This window comes from Candidatus Cryosericum odellii (genome assembly GCF_003570935.1).
Lineage (GTDB): Bacteria > Caldisericota > Caldisericia > Cryosericales > Cryosericaceae > Cryosericum > Cryosericum odellii.
In genome coordinates, this window is the sequence record NZ_QXIU01000110.1 from 1 (window position 1) to 3,474 (window position 3,474).

Genomic DNA, 3,474 nt, shown 5'->3' on the forward strand with positions numbered 1-3,474 from the left:
CAACAAGAGCAGGTATTGCGACAGATTGTTGGAGATGCCCCCGATGGTACTTACGGTCGGCAATCCGATGTGCTTTCCGAACACCTTTTTCAGGAGGATCATGACGATGACTGCGCCGAGGCTGCCACCGAAGGAGAGCAGCGACGTGATGGTCATGAGATTTCCCTTCATGACACCCGTGGCCAAAACGCGCAGGACCACGAGTGCAACGGTCGCGAGGGCTCCGTACATCTCCAGGCATATCATCGTGCTTATCTGAGACAAGCCCAGTTTGGCACCAGGCAGGAACGGGAGCGGAGGGTCGAAGTAGTTGATAACGATAGCAACGGCGACTAGCAGTGCAAATCGCAAGGTAGTCTGCGTTGTACGGCTCTTTCTATTGGGTGAGAGCATCGATGCCGGTCCCTTTTCCTTCGACCGTAATGACCATGCGGTTGGGTACACAGATGATCTGGTCGCCGGGACTTCGGGCAGGAGTGGTGCGCACGCAGATCTGGTCTGGGCAGGTTGATTCCGTGACTCGGACTGAGCCCTTGCCATCAGCTACGATCACCATCGGCCCCAGCACGCCCGTTACGTCCAGCGTCTTGGGCTCGTGTGATATTAGATCCACTGTCGCGACGACCTTGCCGTCCACGCGAACAACTGCCAAGGTGCCAGGTGTACGGTGCATGACGATCCAAAAGACAATAACAAGTGCCACGGCGGCGAGGAGAACCACGCCCGTAATCCGGTCACCCCGCTTCATTGAGCAGCCGTGGGCACGAAGTTGATCGGTCCCAGTGTGGACTGTGTTCCTGCAGCGTCGACGAGGACGATGCCGACGATCCCCTGGCCCTCGACCGTCTGGAAGAGCGAACGCTGAGTCTCGGCTGATGAGCAGAAGAAGACCTTGCCAAGGGCATCGCCGATGGCTCCGTGCATGGGCTGTATGTCTGTGATGACTGTGGCGCTTTGATTGAGGGTCCCTGGATATCCCGTCGACGGGTCGATGATATGACAGTACCTCCTGCCATCTCGCTCGAAGTACCTCTGATAGTCTCCGGAAGTAGCCACAAAGGCATCCCCTGATCGAACATACCCGATGATCCCCTGACCGCGTGGATCGCGAATACCGATCTTCCAGTCGTGCTTTCGGCCACCGCTATACAGCAGGAGGTTGCCGCCAAAATCGACGATCACCTGCTGGGGTTGGGGCGTGACGGTTTTGAGGTACTCCTCCATGATGTCGAGCGAGTAGCCCTTGGCGATACCGCCCAGATCAATGCGGGACCGGGAGTCCCGAAGCTGCACAGTGGTGTCCGAGAGCACGAGCTGGTCTGAATGAGAATAGGCTAGCGTATCTGATATCTCCTTCGCAGAAGGGATCCTGAAATCCTTGGTCGTAAAGCCCCACAGCGACGACACGGGCGAGATCGCTATGTCGAACGTCCTGCCCTGGTCGATGGCCTCTACGGCCACGGCAGTTTTCAGGAGTGCTGCATATTCCGGCGAGACGGACACCGGTCCCTTGCCGGCAGCTGCGTTGACGCGAACCGTCTCGGACCCTGCTGTGTAATAGCTGGTCATGTTGTCGACGCCGACCGCCAGAGCATGGAGATGCTCATTGATTGCGGCAGCATCGGCTCCGGTGGTTTTGACGGTGAGGACCGTGTCCATGAGAAAGTATGTGGACGTAACCGGTTCAGGTGATGCGCGCAAGGCGAAGAAAGTCGCCAGTCCTGCTCCGGCGACGATCAGCAGCACGATCGGAACAATTGCTCTTCTCACCGCGTCTCCTGGTCGAGTGTCAAACCAAGGTCCGTTCCGCAATGGCCGCATTTTCCGTCTGTGACGAAGGGTAACTCCAGTGGACGAGTCGTGCGGTCGACGACGACCGAATAGCAGTTGGGACACATCGTATTATTGAAGAAATGCCCATGGCAGTTACTCAGGTAGACAAAGCTTACGTGCTGTCTTCGCGCAGATTCTACAAGATTTTCGAGAAAAGGCATATCAGGTCCATGACGAATTGTGAAACCATGCTCGGGGGCAATCGCCCTGAGATGGAGAGGAACTCCCCGTCGAAGGTCCTGGGCGATCCACGCGAGCATGGCAGAAAACTCCACTTCCTGCGCTGGAGTGTCCCGTGCAATATCCAGCATGAGCTCGACATGTATTCCCGCGTCGATGGCACGTTCTACAAGGGCTCGACTGTTCTCCAGGACACCGGGTGGGCTTCCCAGCGTCCGGTATGTTTCCTCCGTGAAACCCTTGAACCTGACGAGCAATGCATCTACCGTTCCAGGTGAGTCACGGAGAAAGTCCGCGGTCAACCCGCCGTTCGTTGCCACGACAACCTTCTTGCCTGCCTCGTGAACCTTTCGGGAGCATTCGACGACATTGTCCCAGTGCAGCGAGGGTTCACCGCCACCCCAGACCACTCCGGCGAACCCGGGCTCGCTGCCGAGTTGCTCCATCGCCTCAGCGATCCTGTCAGGGTCATAGGGCGACCAGTCTTGTGAACGCGCCAGCAGCGGGCGGTCGCAGTACGGGCAACGCAGAGGGCATCCAGGCACCTGCAGGACGAGCACCGAATCACCGAGCAGATAGTGATAGAGAGGCACTTCCTCGATTTCGGAAACATATGGCTGTCCGAGAGGACTGGAAAACCTGTCAAATCTCATGATTCCTCGGCAACGCAGTGACATCGCATGTCTGGCTTGTGGCCCGTGTGCGAGCAGCATAATTGGAACGCCACAAAGGACACCGCAAGGTGTCCTTTGGCGAACATGAGGCACACAAAGCAATCACGGAGACCCCAGACCGACGGTGCAGTCCTCAGATGCGTATGCCGGTCTTGGCTTGAGCTTCGACCATTTCCATGCCAAGATCCAGTGCCTTCATGTTGAGGTCAAGGAACTGCTTCTTGACGTGCATCGCGATTGCCTTACGGAGTGTCTCGACCCCCACGATGGCCGTCAGACCCTCGACGATACCAAGCAGGACGATGTTGAGTCCAAGCTCGGAGTGCAGCCTGCTGATGAGGGTACTGCGAATAGGAAGGGCCAGCAGGCTTCGGCAGTTCTCCTCGTCCAGGAAGTCAGGGGCCGACATTACTGATGAATCGATGATGACCTCGGTCTTCCGGGTGATCCCTCCACCATACTGTTTGAGCCCATCGTTGGTCATTGCGGCGAGCATATCCGGATCGGTGACTTTGGGATAGGCGATGTGCTTGTTCGAGATGACAAGTTCGGCCTTGGTTGTTCCACCGCGCGCTTCTGCGCCGTAGACCTGACTTTGGGTGACGATCTTGCCTTCCATGATGGCGGCCTCCGCGAGGATGATGGAACCCAGGATGAGTCCTTGCCCGCCGCTACCAGTCATGCGGAGTTCGAAACGATTGTCGTTGCCCATATCAGGCCTGCTCCTTGGGCGCAGCCGCGTTCACCGGCGCATGGCGCTCGATATTGACGAATTCGCCGATGATGA

5 protein-coding genes are annotated in these 3,474 nt (G+C 57.5%); all 5 read right to left on the minus strand.

What is annotated here, in order from left to right; translation table 11 throughout:
- Window positions 1-351, minus strand: a 351-nt coding sequence (locus SMC5_RS04500; protein WP_165848974.1) for a Gx transporter family protein, incomplete at its 3' end; no start/stop codon positions are given.
- 25 nt (window positions 352-376) lie between these two features.
- On the minus strand, window positions 377-748 hold the full coding sequence (locus tag SMC5_RS04505; RefSeq protein WP_119119767.1) for a NusG domain II-containing protein: 372 nt from the start codon (window positions 746-748) through the stop codon (window positions 377-379).
- Window positions 745-1,770, minus strand: a complete 1,026-nt coding sequence (locus SMC5_RS04510; protein WP_165848975.1) for an FAD:protein FMN transferase — start codon at window positions 1,768-1,770, stop codon at window positions 745-747. The genes SMC5_RS04505 and SMC5_RS04510 overlap by 4 nt, the downstream gene beginning before the upstream one ends.
- Complete coding sequence (locus SMC5_RS04515) at window positions 1,767-2,666, minus strand: radical SAM protein (RefSeq protein WP_165848976.1); 900 nt, start codon at window positions 2,664-2,666, stop codon at window positions 1,767-1,769. Before SMC5_RS04515 ends, SMC5_RS04510 begins: the two co-directional genes overlap by 4 nt.
- A gap of 154 nt (window positions 2,667-2,820) precedes the next feature.
- The gene (locus SMC5_RS04520; protein ID WP_119119770.1) at window positions 2,821-3,399 is read right to left on the minus strand and encodes a 2-oxoacid:acceptor oxidoreductase family protein; all 579 of its coding nucleotides are present in this window, start codon (window positions 3,397-3,399) and stop codon (window positions 2,821-2,823) included.
- Window positions 3,400-3,474: the final 75 nt, after the last annotated feature.

What these genes read in the sequence shown, in the direction of transcription:
- SMC5_RS04505 (WP_119119767.1), bottom strand. Translation starts at nt 748, where the DNA reads ATGAAGCGGGGTGACCGGATTACGGGCGTGGTTCTCCTCGCCGCCGTG.
- SMC5_RS04515 (WP_165848976.1), bottom strand. Translation starts at nt 2,666, where the DNA reads ATGAGATTTGACAGGTTTTCCAGTCCTCTCGGACAGCCATATGTTTCC.
- SMC5_RS04520 (WP_119119770.1), bottom strand. Translation starts at nt 3,399, where the DNA reads ATGGGCAACGACAATCGTTTCGAACTCCGCATGACTGGTAGCGGCGGG.